This window comes from Opitutaceae bacterium TAV5, assembly GCA_000242935.3.
Taxonomy (GTDB): domain Bacteria; phylum Verrucomicrobiota; class Verrucomicrobiia; order Opitutales; family Opitutaceae; genus Geminisphaera.
In genome coordinates this window covers 5,046,184-5,069,345 of sequence record CP007053.1, presented here as the reverse complement: position 1 = coordinate 5,069,345, position 23,162 = coordinate 5,046,184, and the positions used below count along the sequence as shown (strand labels likewise).

The window sequence follows — 23,162 nt, the reverse complement described above, 5'->3', positions numbered from 1 at the left end:
TTTGTCTGATCCTGCTCTCTCCATTGATTCTGACCCCATGACCTTCATCCAAATCCCCCGCTCCCTTCTCAACCTTTTCGACAGGCATCAAAACAGCATCAAACCCGCTGCCAGATCGCTGCCCAAGCCACCATTCGCCAGAGGCCCCGGATTATACGGCATCCTGTTTTGGACACTTGTGTCGAGCGTGCTGGCCAATATCGATATCAATGAGGTTCTGAAAGATGAAGGTTCTCCTTCAACAGTAGTCACGATCGCGCCAAGGATCCTGGCAGACGAGAACGCATCCGCGATCATCGTGATTTCATTTGACTACCAGACGAGCCCCGGTCCGCCGGCCGTAACGGTCACGGGGATTGATGGTGCCAAAGTCTCCAATTCGATCATGACCAAAACCATATTCCCGACAAAAGAAGGCCCCGGACACCTTCTCCAAATTCATACGCTTCAACTGAAAAAAGACCGTGTTGTTGTCACAGAAAAGAATTTCTCCGGTTTGCCGGAAGGAACGTATTTCAGAATCACGCTGGCAAAGAGAGAGAAAGGAAGCGAGTATCAGGGAATCGACTACTCGAATTTTTTTCGATGGCCGCTTGCGAAGCAGATCACGTTCTCATCGGTAATCCTGGAAACGCGTTTCCGGAAGGAAGGCACGATTCTGAAAAGCATCATCTCGGATGCCATAAAAATCGGTGAAGGCGTGAGTTTCCAGTCCGGCGTTGGCGACAAACTTGAAGGTGAGACTTGGGACGAGGGAGACTTTGCGAATGATCCGATTGAAGGATACGTCTATTTCTATATCGGTGATCCGCCGCGAAACATCACAGGCGTCCCGATCCGCGCAGGGAAAATCCGCTCTTTCGGCGACATGCCTCTAGAGGTCTTCAAACGGATTGCGCAGCCGTGACGGGATTTGCCTCAGAGATACATGCCGCTGGCGCAGTCCCTTCCGGATACCGTTCAATTCTTTTTCGTAGCCGAGTCCACAACGTGGACCAGAGGTACAAGGTGTAAACAACAAGGAAAAATGCCCCGAATTACGGATGCGTCTCACCGGCAGTGGAGAATGCGGCTTCGCCGGTGCGAACGGCGGTCAGGCTGCGAATACGGGAATCCGCATCGATAACATCCGTCCATTCCCCTCCTCCCCTCTTCGCACAGTGAATCCGGATACGGAGACCGTCGGCCGTCTCATCGACCGAGATGTCCTTGACCGGATTTTTCTCCCCGGAGGCGGACGGAAGCAGGAGCGTGACGTAGCGGACGTTGCTTCCCGTCGTCTTGAGGGTGTGAGTGGTGATACGATCTTCCGGCAAGTCGTAGTGTTTGACCGTATGCTTGCGCGGCGCGAACGCGAGGCCGGACGGAAAGACGCTGCGAATTTCCAATGAACCCGTTTTCCCCTTAACCGAGAGGCGAGCCGGAGTCTTGCTGTCGAACCGGGTGCCGGCCGGGAGCGTTTGCGCAAGCCACTCGACCGTGACGGGACGCGGAGCGCGCACACTGTCCAGCACCAGGATGTAATCCCCGCGGCGATGTAGAAGGCCGCGTCTCACCTCGTTGGAATCCTGATACGCCTGCGTCAGATCGACGCCAGTCCAGCACCAGGCGGGGGTGGAAATGAACTGGTCAATCGTGCCGCGGGCATCCGCGTCGAAACGCTGGTTTTTCCCGTCGATGAGCAGCGTGCTCTTGGATTCGGTGGCGGTTGAAAAGTAGGTCCAGCGCCGCCCCTTGCGGTCCCAGAAGCCATTGGTGCCATCGGCTTTCCCGGTGCCGTATCCCGGAGCGGTGAGAAGCCAGTCGTCGCCAAACGCGAGGGCGAGGGCTCCGGCGTCGAGGTGGCTGTGATGGCGGACGTTGAGGCCGGATTTGATGGAGAGCAGGTAATCGTCTGGCGTCCAGCCGGTGCGGCTGGCGGCGAGGTCAACGACCGTGGCATGATAGTCGAGCGTCGCGGGCGGAGTGGCAGGAAGCGTCGGATCATACCAGAGGGTGGACCACATGTTTTTGGAGGGCGAACTGCTGGCAAGGAACTGACCTTCGGTGGAGCGATATTCGCGGGCCAGGGCAAAAAGGGAATAGGTCGAGGCCGTGGCTTTCGTCCAGACATCGCCCCACGGCAACAGGCGTCCAAGGCCAGGTGTGGTGCCGTGCAGCCGGTAGTTGATGGTATTTTGGAGGAAGGGTTTTTGGTAAAGCGCCTCGGAGCCGGTGACGTGGCGGGTGCCCTCGATGTAGCGGACGATCATTCCGAGGCTGTAAGACCAATAGGTGAAACCCTCCGGCGTGCTGCCGTCGGCGTTGGCAGCGGACATGGCGCGCTCGAAGTTGATGGTGGCGGCGGCGAGCCATTCGGCGGCCTCGGGGATATCGTCGAGAAACGCAAGCCCGCAGAGGCCGAGCGCGGCGACGCTGACGTGGTTGTGGTTGGTGAAATAGTCACCGGCCCAGAACACTTTTCCGTAGAGGCCGGCGGCGATGTCGCCGACGTGATTGCGGATGGTTTTGCGGATGATCTCTTTTTCCGCGTCGCTCCAGATGTCAGCGTGCCAGTCGTAAGCGATGGCGACGCCGATGGAGAGGTGCGCCGAGGCGAGGTGCATGCCGGTGGAGCGCAATCCCCAGTTTGGATACTCACAGGCGGTGAGCACCACGTCGCGGATGTTTTTGCGGATGGCAGGATCGTCCTTGAGCGCAAGAGCCATGGACGAAACGGTCAGGTTGTCGCCCACGTCGCGTTGCCAGAGTTCCGCCTTGGCCGAAGGGAGCGACAGGGAGGGCGACACAAATTCCTCCGGCGGGCGGTAGGCGATCGCGGGTTTGGTCGCGAGGGTTTGGGCCCGCTGGATGACGGAGTCGAAATACTCTTTCTGGCGGCCTTTCGCGGCGGCATAGGTCTGGCGCAGTTCGCGCCATGAATCCGCGGTAAAGGCAATATGCGGGACGCCGGGCGTGAGGTTTTTCCGCCATTGCGCGAGGTCGCTTGCCATGCGGGCTTGCGCTTCGGCGGGCGTGATAAAAACGCGTTTCGCGGGTTCTTCGGCGGCGGTGGTGGCGGCGGCGGCCGAGGCAAGCACGACTCCGCCAGCCATCAATCCGGAAAAGAACAAAATACCTAGGCATCCGTTTTTCATCTGTTTCCTTTGGGCGCGATCAGTTCTGCTTGCGGCCGTGGATGCAGCGCATTCCCCACACGGCGAGGAGCATCGCCGCGCCGGCCAGAAGCGCTGTGGTTCCCGGCTCCGGGATGGCAGAGGTAGTGTATCCTGAAATACGGATGTCGTCGAAGCGGACAATATGATTCCAGTCCAGATTATCGGACTGAACGTAAGCGTAGAGACGGAATGTCACCTTCTCCGTCAGCCCCGAAAACGCCACACCCAATGGTCCGGTGGTGAGAAGGCCGAATTGAGAGCTGGTGCCGGTTCCCTGGTTTTCCGGAGTTGTAATCGTGAACGAGGCGAGGGTGCTCGCATAGTTGTCCACGCTGGAACGCAAAAATGCGGTGACGGTCAGCGCCTGAAGACCTGCCCCCACATCGCTCTGCGTTTTCGCGGCCACTTCGGTCAATGTCAGTTGGTTTCCGGCTGTCGGTTCGATCTCGAACGTGAAGTATTTGCCGAGCGCCACAGCCGCTGCCTCGTCGGTGATGGCGTTGCCATTTCCAATGGCCAGATTGTTGGTGCCGTTGGAAGCCTTGGTCAGTCCGCGCGCAATCAGGGTGCCGCCGTTGCTTGCCCAGGCGAATACGTTCGAGACGACTTCGGGGGCGAATCCGATCGTGGAAGAAACCGAGTAGGTATCGTCCTTCGCGGTCTTCGTTCCATTGTCCGCATACCGGACCAATTCCGAAGAGGCGGCCCGGGCGAGAGGCGACAGGGCCGCAAGGCTGATGCCAAGCGCTAACGTGATGTGTTTCATTGTGGTTTTCATGGATAGATATTTTTTATTTTTGTTTTATATTTCTGGATACACATGGATAAAAATAACCGGACGGATGAGGGGGTGGTGTGTGTTGGAGGGTATGGATACATTCAGAACGTCGGAGCTTCGGTGTCGTGCTTGAGCCATTTTCCCGCCGTCGTATCGTCCCTGGCGGTCGGCAGCGGAGGCACGCCGAACGTGCCGACGTGACCGTCGAGAAAGAGGAGATTGGTCTTGTTGTTGTGACGGAGGGCGATTTTTCCCTCCGAGGCCGGATCGGGATCGTAGAAAAACTGGTAGTCGTGAAACCCGCAGCTCTTCTTGTGTTCGCGAATCTCCATGATGTAGGCCTTGCGGGCGGGGGTGTTGAAGTCGCTCAGGGAATAAGCAACGGCCTGATCTTCGGGAGCGACGTAACTATTGTTACTCGCCTCTTTGTTATAGGTAAAAAATGACATCGCGTAATGGCGGATGTTGTAGGACTGGTTGGTGACGTTCGCGTCGAAGTTGACGGAGGGGCAGACCCAGAGAGAGTTGTGTGTACGCACGTCATTGGTGGTGAGATACGGCTCAAAACGGTCCTCCCATCGTGGTTTGGTTCCGAGATTGTTTTGATAATTGAGCCGCCCCTTGTGGTCGGCCTGGTAGAGCGCCGAGGCGACGCCGAACTGGCGGAGGTTGCTGATGCATTTCGCCGCATTAGCGGACTGGCGGACTTTCCCGACGGTCGGAATGAGGATCGCGGCGAGGATGCCGATGATGGCAATCACGGTGAGCAGTTCGACCAGGGTGAAGGCGTACGAACGGGAGATGGGGAGGACATCGGAGGTTTTCATGGTTTCAGGGTGTGGAAGCGGAGCCTGGAGTTTCGAAATTTGAGGAGTTGAAAGCGGAAACGGGATGGAGACTGTTCAGAGGGTTCGGCAGGAGAGACAATCGCTCAACACCCCGAATTCACGGGGTGTAAAGGATAGCTGTCAACACCCTATTTTTACAGGGTGAAACTATTTCCCTTGTTCCGGATGAATCTGCGACGCGCCCGGCTGAATTCCGGACTGACCCAACAGGCGCTGGCGGAGAAGGCAGGCGTTGCCTACAAGTATTATCAGGATCTCGAGGCAGGACGGCTTGCCGGGCTGACGCTGGCAACGGTCGAGCGGTTGTCCGATGCCTTGGGCATCGATGCGTGGAAGCTGTTTCATCCCGGCGCCATCCCGGAGCCGACCCGCACCAAGGCGAGGTCGCCACAAACGCACCGGTGACGACATGCGGCAGGGTCCGGGGATCAGGCAAAGAATACATATGCGGGATAAAGTGTTTCGTGTATCCGTTTATTGGAGAATGCCGACGGCCCAGCCCCATTCGCGGAGCCGGAATCCGAGCGCATCGGCTGCCCGGTCCATGGATTCGTCGGCGGCGGATTTCCCCAGCAGGCTGACGGTTTCCTGGCCGGGGAATTTCAGTCCGAAGGATGCCGGCTCGTCGTCCATGTTGAGGACAAAAACCAGCCGCCGTCCGTCGGGGAGTTTTCGGAAATAAACGTGCAGGTTCTGGCGCACGCGGGGCGTGGCGTCGCGAAGCTGCCAGGCAGGGGCGATGCCGGCCTGTTCAAGTTGACGAAGCAGTTCGGCACGGAGTTTTTCACCCTCCCCGAACGTGATGACCGGATTCACCGACGAACCGGGAACCGGGACGAGCTGGTAGGGGAGAAAAACCGGCGAACCGTAAAGGACGGCGCGCCCCTTTCCGAACCCGTGGCTGACCACGGCGGGTTCACCATCGGAAAAACGCTGTTCGACGGTCGCCCCGCACACCTCGATCCGGGCCTTGAAATCGAAAGCGGGGAGTTCTCCGCAGCAGGGTTCGTAAAGTTTTTCGAGATCCCATACCCGGGCGCCGAAGAGATCGATCAGGTGGCCCGGAGTATTCACATAATGGATTCCGTTCGTGTTCTTGGTCGCAAACGGAGACTCGACGACAAGCGTGCCGCCATTTTTCACAAACTGCCGGAGCACTTCGGTCATCGCCGGATCGACGTAGGGACGAAAGGGGATGAACAGCACCCGGGCCTCCGCCAGTTCGCCTTCGAGCACTTGCCTGACGTTGCAGATACGGGCCTGGATGCCGATATGGCGAAGCGCGTTGTTGAGATTGTTGGTCGCCTCGACATAGCGCCACTGGTAGCCCTCCGCAATCGCATGCGGATGACAGTCACCGGAGCAAAGGATCGCGACCCCGGATTTTTGTTCGGCGTGGGAAAGGAACAGACCGGCGTGGCGATTCAGAAACGCGGCAAGTTCTCCGAATTCGCGGGCCCGGTCGGTGATCCGGCCATCCCAGCCGACCATATTGAATTCGCCGGCCTGCGCATCGGAAACACGGCTGCGGTAGAGCCAGCGGAGGAGGGCGCGGGCGCCATGCGCGACAAAGAGCATGTCGCGGGCGTTCATGACACGCGGCGAATAGGTGCGCGGCGCCATATCGTGCACCCAGCTGACGGGGCCTGCTTCGGTTTCGATGACCCAGAAGCCTTCGGGGTCCTTGCGGTGCGGACGCAACCCCATCGCGACCTGCGGGACATGCTGGCGGGTCGTAAAATCGTAGGGGGGAAAATCCTCGGTACGTTTGGCCTGGGCGTGGATGGTGTAGATGCTCGTGCCGAGGATGTCCTCGTCGCCAAAAATGTCGGAATCACAGGGACCGCACATGTGGGAGAGGACGGGAGTGGCGGGGTCGATCTCCCTGATCCAGTTGCGGATGAGGGTGAACTTGTTTTTCCGGTTGTCGGCGGTGAAACGCTGCCAGTCGAGCCAGGGGATATAGCCGCCGGTTTCGAAGCTCGCCTGGGGCTGGGGGAACACATCGTCCCAGGAGCGGAAATAGACGGGAAACTCGGTGCTCCATGCGGCAGCCAGATCGGCGAGGTTCCTGTATCTCTTTTCCAGCCACAGGCGGTATTCATGCAAGGTGTCCTTGCAGTAGCACTCGGAAAGCCGCGGCTCGTTCCAGCCCGACCAGGCGAGCAGCGACGGATGATCCTTGTACCGGGCGACAGAGGACTGGATGAATTCCCTGGCGAGAGCCTGATAACGGGGGCTGTCGTAACAGAGCTTGAAGCGGTTGAAGCGGAGTTCGTCCGGCGAATCGGGCGCGGGCTTCAGGAGGGTGCAATGTTCGTCGTAAACGAGCCAGCGCGGAGCATAGATGGCCTGAAGATTGGTGAAGGTGCCCCCGACGTTGACGATGACCCGAAGGTTGTGACGTGCGGCGAGTTCGAATACGCAGTCGACACGCGAGTAGTCGCGCTGGCCGCGGCTTTTCTCCACGCGGTCCCAGCAGATGAAGAGGCGCAGGGTGTTGAGTCCGAGGCTGGCGAAACGGCGGATGTCGTCGGGCCATTCAGAGATGTCCACTTCGGTGGCTTTTGGCAGGGGAGCGTAAGTGGCTCCGATCGGGAAAAACACGGACGGCATGTCGGTGGCTGGTCGGGATTGCGGGCGGGTTAACGGGAAATGATGTTGGGCCGGGGCCGCCGGAATGAGGAGAATGAAGGCTTTAAGTCCGTGGATAAAAAGTTAAGGAATGTGTGCATATGAAGGACCATGACGCGATGCCGGGGGTTTCGGGTGAATCGTATTGGGATTCGTTGCGGGTGTCGTTGACCCGGTTTTTCGAGGGACCGCCCATCGGGAGGCACGGCACCTTTCACGGAGTGGTCCTGACCGTGTTCAAGTTTCTCGCGGGCAATGCGACTCTGGTCAAAAACGGCGTATCCGTATCCGCCGGGAAAGGGGAGTGGATGGTGTGCCATCCCGGTATCCGGTTTCAGCATTTCTCGGATTCGGCCCGGATCTTTTCCATCCATTTGAAGGTGGAGTGCCCGGGGAACATGGCGACATGGACGGGCGGGCCGGTGTTATCGTTTGCCGACGATGCAGGCTTGAATCGCTGCGTGAGAAGGATTCGCCAGTCGGCGATTATCCGGAGGATGGAGTCGGTGGGGAAAATATGTCCGCAGGGTTTGCTGGAAACATTTGTGGAGGCGCTCGAGTTGCATGAGGCGGTATTTCTTTTTACGCGGAGCCTGATGGAAGTCCTGGAACCGCTGGGGATGCGTTATGTGGCGTTGCCCATCCGCGATGCGCGCGTGCGGGAGAGCCGCCATCAATTGGCGACGATGGGGCTGCGCGAGCCTTTCACGCGCCAGTGGCTGGCGTCGAAATACGGGCTGAGCGCCGCGCAGCTTGACCGTCTGTGGCGTAGTGAACTGGACATGACGCCGGCGCTTTTCTGGCATCAGCGGAGACTTCATGCGGCGAGCACGTTGTTGTTGAGCCGGGAGAATTCGATCAAGCAGGTGGCCTATGAGACGGGTTTCGATTACCCGAGCCAGTTTTCCAACTGGTTTGCGGAGAACATGGGAGAGTCTCCGCGAACGTTCCGGGACCGGCATGAGTGGGATTAGTAGCACGTCGGACCAGGCCGGGAGTAATCGCTTCAGCCTCAAAACTCCCGCTCGCCAACGCCCTGCCGTTCGCTCTAGCATTTCTCCTTTTTCCACTTTTCCCGATGACCTCCGCCGAGATTCGCCAGTCCTTCCTCGATTTCTTTGCCAAGCAAGGCCACACCATCGTGCCCTCCGCCTCGCTGCTGCCCGACTCGCCCGGCCTCCTCTTCACCAACGCCGGCATGAACCAGTTCGTGCCCATTTTCCTCGGCGACCGCGCGCCCGACGTCTCCCACTGGGCCGGCGCCCGTCCGGCCAAGGACACCCGCGCCGCCGACACCCAGAAGTGCATCCGCGCCGGCGGCAAACACAACGACCTCGAGGACGTCGGCTACGACACCTACCACCACACGCTGTTCGAGATGCTCGGCAACTGGTCCTTCGGCGACTATTTCAAGCGCGAGTCGCTCACCTGGGGCTGGGAACTGCTGACCAAAGTCTGGGGCATCCCCGCCAAGCGGCTTTTCGCCTCCGTCTATTCGCCCGACAAGTCGAAAGGCGATCCCGCCGATTTCGACCAGGAGGCGTATGATATCTGGGTGGGCATCTTCCGCGCCGAAGGGCTCGACCCCGCCCTCCACATCGTCCACGGCAACAAGAAGGACAACTTCTGGATGATGGGCGACACCGGCCCCTGCGGACCGTGCTCGGAGATCCATTTCAATCTCCTTCCCTCCGATGACGAAGCCGCCGGCCGCGCCCTCGTCAACTCGTCCAGCCCCCGCTGCATCGAAATCTGGAACCACGTCTTCATCCAGTTCAACGCCAACGCCGACGGCACCTTCTCGCCCCTCGCCGCCAAGCACGTCGATACCGGCATGGGCTTCGAGCGCGTCGCGGGCATCCACGCGACGACCCATGGTTTCAAGGATTTTTCCCGCGTACCTTCCAACTACAACGCCGACGTTTTTTCTCCCCTCTTCGCCAAAGTCGCCGAACTTTCGGGCAAGACCTACCGCGAGACCGTCCCGACCAGCGATCGTCGGCAAAACCTCGGCGAACAGGAGCAGATCGACATCGCCTTCCGCGTCCTCGCCGACCATGCCCGCACCGTCTCGTGCGCCATCGCCGACGGCATCCTCCCGGGCAACGAAGGCCGCAACTACGTCATCCGCCGCATCCTCCGCCGCGGCATCCTCTACGGAAACAAGCTCGGCCTCAAAACCGGCTTTTTCGAACAACTCGTCGCCCCCGTCGTCGAATCGCTCGGCCCCGTTTTCCCCGAACTCGTCGCGCAGCAGGACATCATCCGCCGCGTCATCCGCAGCGAGGAAGAGAGTTTCGGACGCACCCTCGAGCGCGGTCTCCGCGTGTTTGAAGGCGTTCTCGAGACGATGAAGCAGGCGCAGGCTCTTGCCGCCTCCGCGCCCAACCTCGAATCGCTTTCCTTCAACTCCGGCAAAACCACCATCGAAATCCCCATCGGCAGCAAGACCCTCTCCGGCCGCGCCGCCTTCCTCCTCTACGATACCTTCGGCTTCCCGCTCGACATGACGCAACTGCTCGCCGCCGAGCATGGCCTCACCGTCGACACCGCCGAGTTCGAGGAGCAAATGGAGGCCCAGCGCGCCCGCGGCCGCGAATCCACCGTCAAGGAAATCATCACCGCCGCCACCGAAGGCGACGCCGCCACCGATACCACCGCCACGCTCTTCACCGGCTACGACGCCACCGCGCTTGCCGGCGTCTCCGCCCGGCTCGTCGACGTCGTTCAGAACAAGGACGCCAAAGACCCGAACAAGGACGCCACGTATCTCGTCTTCGACCGCACCCCCTTCTATGCCGAGATGGGCGGGCAGCTCGGCGATGCCGGCACCGTCGTTCTCGGCGATGCCACGCTCACGGTCACCGACACCATCAAGGACAAATCCGGCCGCCATCTGCACCGTCTCTCCGACGCGTCCGCCAGGCTCCTGCCGGCAGGCAACTGCGACGCCGCGGCCACGCTCTCGGTCGATCTCGACCGCCGCCGCGCCATCCAGCGCCACCACACGGCCACGCACCTGCTTCACTGGGCGTTGCGTGAGGTCGTGGGCACGCACCTGCGTCAGGCCGGTTCGCTCAACGCCACCGACCGCCTCCGCTTCGACTTTTCCCACTTCGAGGCCGTCTCGCCCGACGACCTCCGCAAGATCGAGGCGCTCGTCAACGCCCGCATCATCGACAACGCCTCCGTCACCACCACCGAGACCGATTTCGACAAAAAACCCGAAGGCACCCTCGCCTTCTTCGGCGAGAAATACGGCAAGCGCGTCCGCATCGTCGATGTCGGCGGCTACAGCCGCGAACTCTGCGGCGGTACCCATGTTTCCACTACGGGTGAGATCGGCTATTTCAAAATCATCAGCGAAGGCGCCATCGCCGCCGGCACCCGCCGCATCGAGGCCGTCGCCGGCGCCGCCGCCTACGCACACGCCGCCGAACAGGAAGCCCGTATCGCCGCCGCTGCCGGATTGATCGGCGCCACGCCCGCGCAATTTGACCAGAAACTCGCGCATCTCGTCGCGCAGAAAGCGGAGATCGAAAAGAAACTCAAAACCCTCGAAGACCGCGCCGCTACCACGCTCGCCGCCGACCTCGCTGCGAAAGCCATTGAGAAACCCGACGGCACGAAGTGGGTCGATGCCGTCGTCGAGGTGGATGCCCCCGAAGCGCTCCGCCACATCGGCAGCCAGATCCTCGCCCGGCTCGGCGGCGCGACCGGCGCTGCGGTTGTCCGCATCGGCGCTGTTTTCCCCGACAAGGCCAGCCTCGCGGCCTTTGCCTCGCCGGCGGCGATCAAGCTGGGCCATCAGGCCGGCGCGCTCGTCCGCGACCTCTGCCAGCAGATCGACGGCAAGGGCGGCGGCAAACCCGACTTCGCCATGGGCGGCGGCAAGAACACCGAAAAGCTGAAAACGCTCCTCGGCGCGTAACACCGCCTTCGTATTCACCAGGAGAACACATTCCCCGCCCAATGCCGGGGAACACGGTTTTTCGTCGGCCTTGGCGGAAGAGCGGGGCCGGGCAATCTGTCGCCCTTCCCGACCCTCTCCGGAAACCATGATACCGGTAGCCCGGATGGTTTTGGTCTTGCACAAAGATCGCGAAGACCGCCAAGGTTCATAACTCAAAGCCTTTGCGCTCTTTGCGACCTTTGTGTAAAAATCCGGAGATTTCGGGATATCGGTGTCAGTCTCTTTTTTGAAAAAATAAAGTGATTGAATGATTTTTTATTGCATTCCCTCAAACAATCACTTTTTCTGGGCGCATGGTTTCCCGAACTCCCCCGAAAGTCACCGCGATCCACGCCGAACTTCGCCAGCGTGTACTCGATGGCACATGGAAGCTCGACGAAAAGCTCCCGACCGAAACCGAGCTCGCAGCCGAATTCTCATGCAGCCTCGGCACGGTGGCCAAGGCCATGGCGCTCCTCGCGCACGAGGGCCTCGTCGAACGCCGCCCCCGCGCCGGCACCCGCGTCGTCTCCAGCACCGCCGCCCCCGCCAACCCTGCCACCGAACTCGATGCCTACGCCTTCATCTATCCCAGCGAGCAGCACGAAGGCATCTGGCGCACCGTAAAAGGATTCCAGACCGCCGCCAACAAGACAGGCCGCCGTGTCGTCACGCTTTCAACCGGCACCGATTATTCGAAAGAAGCCGAATACCTCAGCCGCCTCTCCGAATTCGCCGTGCGTGGCGCCGTATTTTACCCACTGATACAGAATCCGCAGGAACAAGTCCATCTCTCCAACATCCTGGTCAATTCCCGCTTCCCCGTCGTCCTCGCCGACCTGAATCTCGCCGGCCTCGGCTGCCCTTCGGTGATGGTGGACGGATTCCACGCCGGGTACACGGCCACCCGCCATCTCCTTGCACAGGGTCTCAAGCGCATCGGTTTCCTCGCCAACCATGCCTGGGCTCCCTCCGTCACCGAGCGCCATCAGGGCTACCTCTGGGCGCTCGAAGAAGCCGGCATCGCGCCCGACCCGCGCCGCATCCTGCTCGACCCGACGATGCGGCCCGATTTTGACGATCCGCTCAAGGATCCCACCGAACTCGGCACGCGGTATTTCAGGCAAGCCTCCCCTCCCCCGCCCGTCTCCTCAAAAAACGACAAAGACGCCCTTCAGGCCGTCGTGTGTGTCAACGATCACATCGCCGCCGGCCTCATCCTCGCCGCCGGATCGCTCGGCCTGACGATTCCGAAACACCTCAAAATCGTCGGCATCGACGATTCCGGCCTGACGCTTCCCTGCGGCCAGCGCCTCACCAGTTACCATGTCCCTTTCGAGGAACTGGGCCAGCGTGCCTTCGAACTCCTCGCCGCCCGTATCCAGACTCCCGACACCGTTCCTCCGCTCACCCGTATTCGCGGCGAAATCATCGCCCGCGATACGACGTAAGCAGCGGTTCCGGAGTCGCCGGATATTGCCTCAATCCATTAACCCCCCCCCTGTCCTATGCCTCATCCATATCCCAAACCTTCATGTGCCTTTACATTGGTCGAATTGCTTACGGTCATCGCCATCATCGGCATTCTGGCCGCGATCATCATCCCGACAGTTGGCAAAGTTCGCAAGACCGCCGAACGCGCCACCTGTAGCGCCAACCTCCGCAATGTTTACAACTTCACCATGCTTTATGCGAGCGACAACAAAGACCTTATGCCGCTCGCTCGCACCTCCGGTCTTGCCTCCGAGGAGGAGCAGAATGCCCTTTTCTGGCGGCGCGCCATCCTTCCCTACATGGGCGTTTCGCCTGTAAGCGGCGAAAATGTTTTTCGATCAACGGGTGCCACCTGTCCGGTTGTTCAGAAACTGGTCGCTACGCTGAACCCCTCGTATCCAAACCGCGCCGGTCTCGTAAACTACGCGATGAACATTTATATCCGCCCCAACACCAGCCTCTCTCCGCCGACCCGCCTTCCCGTGAGCGCGTTTCGATCCCCGTCAAAAACCATGCTTTATACCGAGGCTCCCATTGACCCCTCGACATGGCCCAGTCCCACCATGACACAGCCTCTTGCCGCGATCATGAAGGGTGACGCCCCAAAACACGGCGATTATCACGACGGTTCGCAAAACGTCGTGTTTGCGGACGGACATATTGAAAATATAAAGACAATCTCCCGCATCGCCGCTCCGCCCTGGTTCCCTCCTTCCGGCGGCAATCCAAACGACTATCCGTTCTGGATGCCCTGACAATGTCATCTTCGCAAACGCTCCCCACCTGTCCTTGTCACTATAAATCATGAAAAAGCACCAAATCCTCATCCTCCGTCGCCGCCTTGCGGTTTCTCTGTCTGCCATCGGTCTGTCCCTCACCATGTCCGCAGCCCATCCTTCCCTCCTGGCGGCAGATGCGATACTCACGCCAACCGTGGATTTTTACACCAACAACTCCGGTAATGTCGTCAGCCTTACAAACAGGCTCATAAGCAACACCACGCAGCAGCTCTTCCTCCAATTTGATGTCTCCTCGATAGACCTGAGCACAGCCACTGCCGCCACCCTGCAACTTTATTTGGTCCAGGATGCCAACAATACGCAAGCCACCCGTAACATCGTTGCACAGACCTACACCTCCGCTGTCACTCCGGAGGAGGGCAGTGCATTTACCTATACGCTTGGCACGGGGAACGCAACAGCCTCGGTCGATGCCACTGCGGCCAGCCAATACTGGAGCTGGGATATCTCCAGCCTGCTTATTCCTGACAACATCGTCACCAATGGAGAAACGAGTACCATCAGCTTTGTCATGACCATGACCGGTGTTCCGGCGGTTTTCCGTTTCACGGATAGTGACCCTGCCAACGATTCTGCTCCGGCCAACACTGGTTTGCCCCCCCGACTCATCATCACATCCGTTCCCGAGCCCGCCGCAACTGCCATACTTGCCGCCTGTATCGCTCTTGCCGTGTTCCGGGTGGCACGCCTTCGCAGAAGCATCTGAGCCCAAACTGTATCTGTAAAAAAATACAATACCCTTCCCGCCGTTCACGTATCGAACGGAGGCAGTCTTGCATTGTCCTCCCCCGGGGCACAACCGCACATCGTATTCATATTGCCATGTCTCGTATCAAATTACGCATCACATCAGCCACTATTGGAGCGATCCTTTGTTTCGGAATGCCGTTTCGCCTCGCCGCCTCTACCGAATACGCCCCGATCTCTGATTTCTACACGGACAAAAATGCCATTGCCGCCGTGGACAACCGCCTCCTCGTTTCCGCGACACACCGCGCCTACCTGCTTTTTGAACCGGGCGTTGCCGCCGCCGACATCGAGCAGGCCACACTCAAAATCCACCTCGTCCATCACAAGGACAATTGTCAGGAACCCCGGGATATCACCGTCAGCGCCATTTCCGCCGCGGCCATGAAAGACATCCCCGAAACTGCCGCCTCCATCGGGCGCGGTTTCGCCCCTTCCCCTCTGTCCGGAGTCCCCCCCGCCACGCTCACGGTCGACGGCTCGCAGGACAGTCGCTATTGGGAAACCGACGTCACCGAACTCATCCGCGCGCAACTCTCGGGTGATGGAAACCCGCCCACAGGCGGCTTCGCTTTCATGCTCGCCCGCACAAACGATGCACGCCAAGGAGCCCCGCTTCGTTTTACTGACCGTGATCCCCGGAACGATTCCAGTAGCGCCCGCCTTGGAAAACCGCCCGTCCTCCTCATTCGCAAAAAAAACGACATCGGCCCGACTGCCGTTTCCGCCATCAACCCGGAGTCCGCGTTCCTCCTTCCCATTTCGATGCCCTTCGGTAATGGAGATGTCGCTACAACCTCGCGCCTGCGTGGTTTCACCGTGCGTTTCGACGCCGACGAAAAAACCTTCCGTGACGCTCGCGCCCTGGGAGCCAACAGTGTTCGCCTCATGCTCAGTCCCATCACGACTCACGCCGGCAATCCCGTTGCCGCCTGGCAAAGAATGCTCGAACGCCTCCCCTCCCAACTCGAAGCGGCGCGGGAGAATGGCATCTTCGTTGTCGTTTCCCTCTTCTCCCCGCCAATGGGCAATTACCGTGAACTCCGGGCGGCTGGTAAAAATGCATGGGCCCATTATTTGTGGCGCGAGCCGGGTGAACTCGAACTCATGAAAAAACAGGCCGTCGAAACGGCCCGCCTCATAAAACCTTTTGCCGGACACGTCTGGCTCGAATTGAAAAACGAACCGCTCGATTGGGACGATTTTCCGGGTTATCCGCGAAACTGGCCCGAGTGGGCGCAACGGCTCATAGACGCCGTCCGTGAAGTCAGCGATGTGCCCCTTGTCGTCCAGGTCGGTCCCGGCGGGCTCTGTTGGGGTTTTTCAACGTTTCCCGTCTTAAAAGGGGAAAACATCGTGTATAGCGTCCACAACTACCAACCCCACGCCTACACGCACCAGGGAGTCAAGAACCTTGAGGGAACCGACCTCAAGCAAGCCTATGAAAAAATCAAGCAGCCTTGGCCCGGCGTCTTCGGTGATAATGGAGGCGGCCTTTGGAACAAGGAGCGTCTCCGCAAGGAACTCACCCCTGCCATCGAATTTGCCAGAAAAAACAAGGTCCGGATTTATGTTGGTGAATTTGGCGTCGCCCGTTGGGCGCCGGATGCGGCCCAATATCTTCGCGACAATATCGAGCTTTTCGAAGAACTCGGCTGGGACTGGACCTATCATGCTTTCCGCGAAAGCCACATCTGGTCCTTTGAACATAACGAGGAATATTCGACTTATCACGACGCCCGCCGCGCCGGCTCCATGAATGAGCGGGAAAAAATTCTGCGCCAGTTTCTCAGTCTCAACGCGCAATAACTCGTTCATCCGGACGCCGCACGGTCGATTCATGCGCCCACTATGATGATCTCGCTGTTTCCATTAACCATCGCCGCCATGACGGTGGCCGCTCCCCTGCCGCGACCTGTAGAGCCAAGCCCGGTCCTCCACATTGAAAACGAGCCCGCAAGACTCGCAGCCAAGCCCGGCAACAAATGGGCTGGCGGCACTCCGCTCGCCCATGCCCGCAGCGGTGATATGCCCGGACGTGGCCTGCCTATGCCCCACGCGCTCAATACCCGCACGCTGACTGTCCGGTCCGCCGACGGGCGTATCCTGAATCCCGGCACGGATTACGTCATCAATGGCATCTACAGCACGCTCGGTCCCGGTTCGTCACCATCCGTCTCCGCCTCGGATACCGTCAATGTCTCCTATGATGTCGGGCAGCGCCGCCTCGATTCCGTCATCCGGCTTCCTGACGGGAAACTGATTCTTCGCCAAGGCAACCCGAGCCTCACCACCGCGGCCCTCCCCCCCCTCCTTTCCGGAGAAACCCGTGTCGGCAATTACTATCTCGATTTTTTCGCCACGCCCGCAGACGCCGACTGGTTCCCCATAACAGCGACTGCCGCCGATGCCCCCACGCGCACCGCCGCCCGCAGTCTGGATCGCACGCTCAAAAAACTCCGGGATGGCCAGTCCGTGCGCATCGTTTGCTGGGGCGACAGCATCACACATGGCGGTGATGCCAGTTCACCTGACAAACGCTATCCGTCTGTCTTCTCCGCGCGTCTGCGTGAACGCTTTCCCTCCGCGCAAATCGAAGTGACCACCGTCGCCGTCGGCGGTTCGCAATCTCGCCAATGGCTGCATCCCGAAAAATTCCCGCATTCCACCGCTCCTCAGGCGTGCCGGTTTGAACGTGTCATCGAAAACAGACCTGATCTCGTCACGGTCGAGTTTCTTAACGACGCATGGATGACGGCCAAACATGTTGACGAAATCTACGCGGAAATCCGCGACCGTCTCCATGCCGTCGGCTGTGAAGTTCTTTTTATTACCCCTAACTTCACCATGCCTGAAATGATGGGGTCACCCGACCTTCGCGCGCCTGATAACCGACCCTATGTCCGCGCCCTCAAAACCTTTGCCGAGACCAACGGACTCGCCCTCGCCGACGTCTCCGCCCGTTGGGAAAATCTCTGGCGCGAAGGCATTCCCTACATCGTTCTCCTCAAGAACGGCATCAATCATCCCGAAGACCGCGGCTATGCCATCTATGCGGACGAACTCCTCAAATGTTTTGCCGCGCGTTGAATCGCTGGATTTTTCATCATGATCTTCTCCCTTCCTCGTCCCTCCGCCGTCTGTTGGCAACCACACGGACTCGCGATTGTCCCCACTGAACCGTGGGAACAGGACGGGCTGCGCAACTTCACCTGTCCGGCCGAACCGCTCGGCGGCGGTGAATGGCGGCTCTGGTATTACGCTCGCACCGTCGATCGTCGCTCCTGCGAAATCGGCATCGCCGAAGGACTCCCCGGTTCGCCCTCTGCGCGTAAATATCGACTTCGCCGTGCTTCCGGAAACGCCCGCCGGGAGTATCCAGATGAACGTTACACGCTTTCCAATTTGCCTGATGGCTGGCTCCCCGTGCAGCCTGTGCACCTCGTCATTCCCGGCAAAGGTCACCGTCTCTATTTTTGGGCGCACGCACCCGGCATCGTCCGTTATCTCTGCGCCGAATCCTCCGATGGCTTCCACTATACCGTTGCCGATCCGTATCGGGCTGTACTCTACCACTACCACGACCGCGCCGTCGAAAAAAGCATGCTCGCAGCCGATGGACTTACCTTCTGGGGAAATACCGATCGTGCACGCCCTGCCTACGAACCCGCCGCCGAACCGACGCTCGTCACGAACGACGCGACCAATATTTACGTCATTCCCGACTCCAACCCGGACGCCGCCGCCAGATACGAACTCTACACGGCCTGCATCGTTCCTGTTCCCAAGGGTAGCCCGCGTTACATTGCCGAAGACAACGCCGCCGGTTTTGTCCGTGTCATCGACCGTTTCACCAGCCACGACGGGCTTCATTTTGAAGATCGTCGCCGTGTTCTCGAACCCGACCCCGACGAACCGCCCGGCCTTCAGTTTTACGGCCTCGCTGTCACCCGTCTTCCCGACGGACGCCGTTACGGGCAGATCGGACACTATCGTTGCGACACACAAATCCTCTCCATCGAACGCGCCATGTCCGATGACGAAGGTCTGACCTGGCAACGTCCCGACCGACAGCCCTGCATCGGCGCAGGCTTCAACGACGGACACGACATCTACGGCCTTCTGCCGGGTCACAACGTTGTTTATCACGACAACGCCTGGTGGTGTTTCTACACCGGACACCGGCACACGCATAACTTCAAAAAGAGCGCCGGTCTCCCGACCGCCACCGTTCTTCTCGCCAAAAGCGACCTGCTCGACATTGCATGAAACAATCCGCCACAAAACTTCCCGTCATCACCACCGATGTTCTTGTCGTCGGTGCAGGAGCAGCCGGCCTCACGGCCGCACTCGCAGCCGCCCGCAATGGGGCCAACACCCTCCTCGTCGAGTCCGCCGGATTTCCTGGCGGACTTTCCGCCACGCTTCCCTGGCTCGGTTTCCATGACCGCGATTATCGCCAGGTCGTCAAAGGCATGGCCGCCGAGTTTGTCCGCCGCCTCCAGCAAAGTGGAGCCGCCTCGCCTTACGAGTATGACATCAAGTGCGGCTCCGCGGTCAGCATTGACACACACTGGTGGAAATGTCTCGCCATGCAGCATTGCGCCGAGGCCGGCGTAAAACTCATGCTGCACACGCACGTCCTCGATACCCTGCGAGAGGGTGACAGGGTCACCGGCGTGGTTGTCCACCACAAGTCCGGTCAGCAATATATCCATGCTTTAACTACAATCGACTGCACCGGCGATGGTGATGTGGCTGCGCGCGGCGGCGTAGCCTGGGAGAAAGGCCGCACAGGTGATGGTCTCGTCCAGGCTCCCACCCTCGTTTTCCGTCTCGGTGGCGGAGATCGCTCCGCTTTTATCGCCGGATGCAAACGCGACGACCTCAACTATCGTGAATGGCTTGCGCCTTACCCGGATCTGCGTGCCAAAACCCTGGGGCGCCTTGATCGCATGCAAGTCATCATCTGCGGTGGCTTCGCTCCGCTTCTTGAACGTGCCCGTACCGCCGGGGATCTCACCGTTCCCCAAACCCGAATCGTCGGGGTGAAAACCCATCGCCCCGACGAGTTCACAGTCGTCATGACTCGCGTTCTCGGCCTCGATCCGATTGACGTCAACAGCGTGACCCTGGCCTACACCCGGGTTTACGACCAGATTCCTCAGCTCGTTTCCTTTTTTCAAAAATACGTTCCCGGATTCGCCTCCGCACGTCTTCTCGAAATCGCTCCCATGCTCGGCATTCGCGAGAGCCGTCGTATCATGGGCGATCACATCCTCACGGAAGACGATCTCGTCAATGGTCGCATTTTTCCCGATGCCGTTGCAATGGGTGCCTACCACATCGACATCCATCGCCCCTCCGGCACCTGGGTGGACTCGCGCAACGTCAAAGCCTACACGATTCCCTTGCGTAGCCTCATCGCGCGCGACGTGGACGGTCTTATGATGGCCGGCAAGTGCATCTCTGCCACACACGAAGCCGTGGCCTCGACACGTGTCATTCCCATCTGCATGGCGCAAGGTCAGGCTGCCGGCACCGCCGCCGCGCTCGCAGCCGGCCGCCGTGTCAGCATTCGCCAGACGCCGATCAGCGAGCTTCAGACAATGTTGCAACAACAGGGAGCAGAAATCGGTCGAACCCTTGAAGCGCCCAACCGTTCCCTCATCGAGGAAATCGGTCAGCTTCCGCTCAATGAACCTCCCACCACTGGCGACCATGATGCCGCCTCTTCCGCGCAAACCGCCTGGGTGCGATGAAAACCGGAGGCATGCTCAACGACCGATTCGCCTCGAATGAATTATTCCCCGATTATCAATCACTTCCATCGCGTCGGCCCTGGACTTTTCCGGGAGGCATCCGGTTGTCTGCGGCATCCGTTCATCGTGCCCGGCGCGCAATACGGGGCGGAGCTCTGGGACTGGGACGCGTACTGGACCACACTCGGATTGCTCGAACTCGCCCGCGCCACGGGTGACACCGCGCTCCGCGACGAAGCCATCCGGCACGGCGAAGGCAGTCTGCTCAATTTTTTCGAGCACCAAGCCCCCTCCGGCGCCATCCCGATCATGATGCGCGCCGACAACCCCGATGTCTTCGGCTGCACCAAAAAACAGGGACCCGAACGCAACCAGGCCAAACCGGTTTTCGGCCAGTTTGTGCTCGCCCTGGAAGACGCCAGGCACCGTGGCGCGGGCGTCCCGCCCGCATCCGGCGTGGCACGGGCATCCTTGCCCGTGAGCGTTGCCTCTCCGCGTACCGCGGGCGTCCCGCCCGCCGGATTGGGAAATGCGGGCGGGACACCCGCGGAACACGGGCTGGAAGCCCGTGCCACGCCGGAATCATGGGCAGGATGCCCATGCCACGTTGCGGGCGTTTGGCAGAAAAAGCCCGCGCCACTCCCGATCATCGCTATTCCCGCGCTCGACCGTTTTTACGCGTATTGGGAATCCCGTTACCGGCATGCCGGCACCGGTCTGCTCGTGTGGGGTAGCGACGTCGCCATCGGCGTGGACAACGACCCGACCACCTACGCCCGTCCGCATTTTTCATCCGCAAACCTGCTGCTCAACTGCCTGTATCACGCCGACCTCGAAGCCGCCGCCACGCTCGCCGAACGCATCGGAGAAAACACGCTCGCCACGCGCTGGCGCGCCCGTGCCGCCGAGATCGCCCACGCCATCCGCACGCACTGCTGGGACGAACGCGACGCGTTCTTCTACACGCTCGACGTCCAGTGCGCCGACCACCGCGCCACGCTCATTCCGTGGGCCAAGCCGGGCGCCCCGCTCGCATGGCCGGCGTTGCCGATACGTATCCAGATGTTCACCGGTTTCCTCCCGCTCTGGCGCGGCATCGCCACGCCCGCGCAGGCGGAGCTGCTGCGCCGCCATGCCAGCAACCCCGACACCTTTGCCGCCCCCGCCGGCATTCGCTCGCTCTCGCGCCGCGAACCCATGTTCAGCCTCGCCGTCAGCAGCAACCCCAGCAACTGGAACGGACCGGTCTGGATCCTGAGCAACTATCTCGTCTGGCAAGGGCTGCTCCGCTATGGCTTCACGACCGAAGCGGACGAACTCGCGTCCCGCACGCTCCGGCTGCTCGAAGCTGACATCGCCGCCCACAACGCCACCCACGAGTATTATGATCCGGATACAGGCCGCCCGATCATGAACAAGGGGTTTATTTCCTGGAACCTCCTCGCCTGCGCCATGCTGGCGAAAGAGTGATGGGAGGTTCTGAAAATTCATTTTTGAACAGAAGGTAACGAAGAGAACGAAGGAAAAACAAAAAAGACCATGGATTATAAATTATTCATTACAATTGTGTTAAACAGAAGTGAGCAGTCTGTATTCTTGGTTGTTCTTCGTTCTCTTTGTTAGCTTCTGTTCAATTTTTAGAAGTTCCCTGAGAACTGCACTCACGGGAAAAGCCCGCGCGAGGCTTTGGCTTCCGCCACCCGGCCGATGCCGAGGCTCAGCGCGGCGAGCCGTCGCGAACAGCCCAGCTTCCGCCGCTGCGCCTCCACCGCCTCGCGGGAGCGGTCGAGAATCTCGCACAATTTCCGCATCACCTCGTCACGCGTCCAGAACAGGCTCTGCAAGTCCTGCACCCATTCGAAATAGGAGACCACCACGCCGCCGCTGTTGCAGAGGATGTCCGGGATGATTTCGATGTCGCCCCGCTCGGCAAGGATGCGGTCGGCCTCGTTGGTCGTCGGCCCGTTGGCCGCCTCGGCCAGCACACGGCAGCGCAGCCGCCCCGCATTGGCCGGCGTGATCACCCGTTCCAGCGCGGCCGGGATCAGGACCGTGCAGGGCAATTCCAGCAACTGCTCGTTGGTCACGGCATCGCCGCCGCTCCAGCCCGTCAGATTCCGGTGCTCCTTGGCATGTTTCACAGCCGCCTGCACATCCAGGCCTCCCTCCGCATGGTACCCGCCGGTAACATCGCCGACCGCCACGATCTTCGCTCCGCGGGCCTGCAATGCGAGCGCCGCTTCCGTCCCCACGTTGCCGAATCCCTGAATCGCCACCGTGGCTCCGGCCACCGGAATGTTCATCGACTCGAGTTGCCGTATCACCAGATGGGCGACACCGAAACCGGTCGCCTCGCGCCTGCCTTCCGAACCGCCGATGGCCAGCGGCTTGCCCGTCACCACCGCCGGCACGGCGTTGCCGACATGGATCGAATAGGTGTCCATCATCCAGGCCATCACCTGCTCGCCGGTGCCCACATCGGGAGCCATGACGTCGATGGTCGGCCCCACAAACGGGATCATTTCCTGCATGTACCGGCGGGACACGTTTTCCAGTTCGCGCCGGGACAGGGCGCCGGGATCGACGGCCACGCCGCCCTTGGCTCCGCCGTAGGGCAGGCCGACGAGCGCGCATTTCCAGCTCATCCACATGGCCAGCGCGGCCACCTCGCCAATCGTCACATCCGGATGGAAACGCAAGCCGCCCTTGGTCGGACCGAGCGAGAGATGATGCTGCACCCGAAATCCCTCCAGCATGCGCACGCTGCCGTCGTCGCACCGCACCGGCATGGTCACCGACAGGCAGCGTTTGGGCAACTTGGTCCGCTCCCGCACCTCGTCCGGCACGCCGATGAGATCGGCGGCGAGGTCGTACTGGCGGCAGGCCATGCGAAAGACGTCGGAATCGTAGAGCGTGGAAAGCGGGCGGGCGGGTTGACCGGAGGTGTTCACCATGGGCGCCAGTATCGCACGATTTCCTGCCGCAGGCA

Annotated in this window: 17 protein-coding genes; 12 read left to right on the top strand and 5 right to left on the bottom strand. The window is 60.3% G+C overall.

Annotated features, from left to right (window positions below; genetic code table 11):
* Window positions 1–37 precede the first annotated feature (37 nt).
* Window positions 38–907: a hypothetical protein gene (locus OPIT5_21465; protein AHF94581.1), complete on the top strand. Its 870-nt coding sequence runs from the start codon at window positions 38–40 to the stop codon at window positions 905–907.
* A gap of 130 nt (window positions 908–1,037) precedes the next feature.
* Here the strand turns inward: OPIT5_21465 and OPIT5_21460 are convergent, their stop codons facing one another.
* From OPIT5_21460 to OPIT5_21450, 3 genes are all read right to left on the bottom strand, one after another.
* A complete protein-coding gene (locus OPIT5_21460; GenBank protein ID AHF92439.1) occupies window positions 1,038–3,095 on the bottom strand; it encodes a heparinase in 2,058 nt (685 codons plus the stop codon).
* Between the two features lie 61 nt (window positions 3,096–3,156).
* The gene (locus OPIT5_21455) at window positions 3,157–3,936 is read right to left on the bottom strand and encodes a glycosyltransferase family 1 (GenBank protein AHF92438.1); all 780 of its coding nucleotides are present in this window, start codon (window positions 3,934–3,936) and stop codon (window positions 3,157–3,159) included.
* Window positions 3,937–4,037: 101 nt separating this feature from the next.
* Window positions 4,038–4,763, bottom strand: coding sequence for an N-terminal cleavage protein (locus tag OPIT5_21450; GenBank protein ID AHF92437.1), 726 nt, complete (start codon window positions 4,761–4,763; stop codon window positions 4,038–4,040).
* Window positions 4,764–4,949: 186 nt separating this feature from the next.
* Here OPIT5_21450 and OPIT5_21445 point away from each other — a divergent pair, with 186 nt between their 5' ends.
* Window positions 4,950–5,189, top strand: coding sequence for a DNA-binding protein (locus tag OPIT5_21445; protein AHF92436.1), 240 nt, complete (start codon window positions 4,950–4,952; stop codon window positions 5,187–5,189).
* 69 nt (window positions 5,190–5,258) lie between these two features.
* On the opposite strand, the gene OPIT5_21440 is transcribed toward OPIT5_21445, so the two are convergent.
* The gene (locus OPIT5_21440; GenBank protein ID AHF92435.1) at window positions 5,259–7,400 is read right to left on the bottom strand and encodes a beta-galactosidase; all 2,142 of its coding nucleotides are present in this window, start codon (window positions 7,398–7,400) and stop codon (window positions 5,259–5,261) included.
* A 119-nt stretch (window positions 7,401–7,519) separates the two neighbouring features.
* Here OPIT5_21440 and OPIT5_21435 point away from each other — a divergent pair, with 119 nt between their 5' ends.
* From OPIT5_21435 to OPIT5_21390, 10 genes are all read left to right on the top strand, one after another.
* Entirely contained in the window at window positions 7,520–8,392 is an 873-nt protein-coding gene (locus OPIT5_21435) for an AraC family transcriptional regulator (GenBank protein AHF92434.1), read from the top strand.
* Between the two features lie 104 nt (window positions 8,393–8,496).
* The gene (locus tag OPIT5_21430; protein ID AHF92433.1) at window positions 8,497–11,349 is read left to right on the top strand and encodes an alanyl-tRNA synthetase; all 2,853 of its coding nucleotides are present in this window, start codon (window positions 8,497–8,499) and stop codon (window positions 11,347–11,349) included.
* A gap of 335 nt (window positions 11,350–11,684) precedes the next feature.
* Window positions 11,685–12,821, top strand: coding sequence for a transcriptional regulator (locus OPIT5_21425; protein ID AHF92432.1), 1,137 nt, complete (start codon window positions 11,685–11,687; stop codon window positions 12,819–12,821).
* 57 nt (window positions 12,822–12,878) lie between these two features.
* Complete coding sequence (locus tag OPIT5_21420; GenBank protein AHF92431.1) at window positions 12,879–13,619, top strand: N-terminal cleavage protein; 741 nt, start codon at window positions 12,879–12,881, stop codon at window positions 13,617–13,619.
* Between the two features lie 49 nt (window positions 13,620–13,668).
* Window positions 13,669–14,370 carry a hypothetical protein gene (locus OPIT5_21415; protein AHF92430.1) on the top strand — a complete coding sequence of 234 codons (702 nt, stop codon included), beginning with the start codon at window positions 13,669–13,671 and terminating at the stop codon, window positions 14,368–14,370.
* A 104-nt stretch (window positions 14,371–14,474) separates the two neighbouring features.
* On the top strand, window positions 14,475–16,220 hold the full coding sequence (locus tag OPIT5_21410) for a glycoside hydrolase family 5 (protein AHF92429.1): 1,746 nt from the start codon (window positions 14,475–14,477) through the stop codon (window positions 16,218–16,220).
* Window positions 16,221–16,262: 42 nt separating this feature from the next.
* Window positions 16,263–17,501 (top strand): hypothetical protein, encoded by a 1,239-nt coding sequence (locus OPIT5_21405; GenBank protein ID AHF92428.1) that lies wholly within the window; start codon window positions 16,263–16,265, stop codon window positions 17,499–17,501.
* Window positions 17,502–17,519: 18 nt separating this feature from the next.
* Window positions 17,520–18,680: a hypothetical protein gene (locus OPIT5_21400; GenBank protein ID AHF92427.1), complete on the top strand. Its 1,161-nt coding sequence runs from the start codon at window positions 17,520–17,522 to the stop codon at window positions 18,678–18,680.
* On the top strand, window positions 18,677–20,173 hold the full coding sequence (locus tag OPIT5_21395) for a glucose-inhibited division protein A (protein ID AHF92426.1): 1,497 nt from the start codon (window positions 18,677–18,679) through the stop codon (window positions 20,171–20,173). The genes OPIT5_21400 and OPIT5_21395 overlap by 4 nt, the downstream gene beginning before the upstream one ends.
* Window positions 20,174–20,209: 36 nt before the next feature.
* On the top strand, window positions 20,210–21,643 hold the full coding sequence (locus tag OPIT5_21390) for a glycogen debranching enzyme (GenBank protein ID AHF92425.1): 1,434 nt from the start codon (window positions 20,210–20,212) through the stop codon (window positions 21,641–21,643).
* A 191-nt stretch (window positions 21,644–21,834) separates the two neighbouring features.
* Here OPIT5_21390 and OPIT5_21385 read toward each other — a convergent pair whose 3' ends face one another.
* On the bottom strand, window positions 21,835–23,127 hold the full coding sequence (locus tag OPIT5_21385) for a glutamate dehydrogenase (protein ID AHF92424.1): 1,293 nt from the start codon (window positions 23,125–23,127) through the stop codon (window positions 21,835–21,837).
* Window positions 23,128–23,162: the final 35 nt, after the last annotated feature.

Excerpts from the sequence above, each read along its gene's own strand:
- OPIT5_21385 (AHF92424.1), bottom strand. The coding sequence starts at position 23,127 with ATGGTGAACACCTCCGGTCAACCCGCCCGCCCGCTTTCCACGCTCTAC.
- OPIT5_21445 (AHF92436.1), top strand. The coding sequence starts at position 4,950 with ATGAATCTGCGACGCGCCCGGCTGAATTCCGGACTGACCCAACAGGCG.
- OPIT5_21460 (AHF92439.1), bottom strand. The coding sequence starts at position 3,095 with ATGGCTGGCGGAGTCGTGCTTGCCTCGGCCGCCGCCGCCACCACCGCC.
- OPIT5_21425 (AHF92432.1), top strand. The coding sequence starts at position 11,685 with ATGGTTTCCCGAACTCCCCCGAAAGTCACCGCGATCCACGCCGAACTT.
- OPIT5_21420 (AHF92431.1), top strand. The coding sequence starts at position 12,879 with ATGCCTCATCCATATCCCAAACCTTCATGTGCCTTTACATTGGTCGAA.
- OPIT5_21450 (AHF92437.1), bottom strand. The coding sequence starts at position 4,763 with ATGAAAACCTCCGATGTCCTCCCCATCTCCCGTTCGTACGCCTTCACC.
- OPIT5_21415 (AHF92430.1), top strand. The coding sequence starts at position 13,669 with ATGAAAAAGCACCAAATCCTCATCCTCCGTCGCCGCCTTGCGGTTTCT.
- OPIT5_21455 (AHF92438.1), bottom strand. The coding sequence starts at position 3,936 with ATGAAAACCACAATGAAACACATCACGTTAGCGCTTGGCATCAGCCTT.
- OPIT5_21440 (AHF92435.1), bottom strand. The coding sequence starts at position 7,400 with ATGCCGTCCGTGTTTTTCCCGATCGGAGCCACTTACGCTCCCCTGCCA.
- OPIT5_21390 (AHF92425.1), top strand. The coding sequence starts at position 20,210 with ATGAATTATTCCCCGATTATCAATCACTTCCATCGCGTCGGCCCTGGA.
- OPIT5_21395 (AHF92426.1), top strand. The coding sequence starts at position 18,677 with ATGAAACAATCCGCCACAAAACTTCCCGTCATCACCACCGATGTTCTT.
- OPIT5_21405 (AHF92428.1), top strand. The coding sequence starts at position 16,263 with ATGATGATCTCGCTGTTTCCATTAACCATCGCCGCCATGACGGTGGCC.
- OPIT5_21400 (AHF92427.1), top strand. The coding sequence starts at position 17,520 with ATGATCTTCTCCCTTCCTCGTCCCTCCGCCGTCTGTTGGCAACCACAC.
- OPIT5_21435 (AHF92434.1), top strand. The coding sequence starts at position 7,520 with ATGAAGGACCATGACGCGATGCCGGGGGTTTCGGGTGAATCGTATTGG.
- OPIT5_21465 (AHF94581.1), top strand. The coding sequence starts at position 38 with ATGACCTTCATCCAAATCCCCCGCTCCCTTCTCAACCTTTTCGACAGG.
- OPIT5_21430 (AHF92433.1), top strand. The coding sequence starts at position 8,497 with ATGACCTCCGCCGAGATTCGCCAGTCCTTCCTCGATTTCTTTGCCAAG.